Below are 390 nucleotides of genomic sequence, written 5' to 3'. Positions count from 1 at the left end.
TTTAAGCCCAAATCAATTTGAAAAACAGAGCGATTTTTTAATGAAAGTTGCTTAACTGGGGTGTAACATTTTGGTTGACCACGTCAGTGCAGAATGGAACAAGCTTGCAAGAGCTTCAGTTGTTAGGTGGATGGTCCAGTTTTGAGATGGTGTTGCGTTATGCGCATCTTTCAAGTGATCATTTAAAGAATGCAGCTAGCAGGATTAATTCAATTGGATTGATGAGGGCATAACTTAGGAAGGTTAGGAGAATTTACGTGACAAATTCCCTACACTCGATTTTTTCACCTTCCCAAGATATTTGGGCTCTTTCTCATTTGAGGGGGCACTTTAATCTAAGTTAGAGTAATCTAACTCCTTGATTTGACGATCAAAAGGAGATTAAAGTGC

Annotated in this window: 1 pseudogene; it reads left to right on the top strand. The window is 38.7% G+C overall.

Annotated features, from left to right (window positions below):
• Positions 1 to 86: 86 nt before the first annotated feature.
• Positions 87 to 206 (top strand): annotated as a pseudogene (locus Lrub_RS15095) (site-specific integrase); the annotation flags it as partial.
• Between the last annotated feature and the right edge of the window lie 184 nt (positions 207 to 390).

Origin of the sequence: Legionella rubrilucens, assembly GCF_001468125.1 — a bacterium.
Lineage (GTDB): Bacteria > Pseudomonadota > Gammaproteobacteria > Legionellales > Legionellaceae > Legionella_C > Legionella_C rubrilucens.
This window is presented reverse-complemented; position numbering and strand designations above follow the sequence as displayed.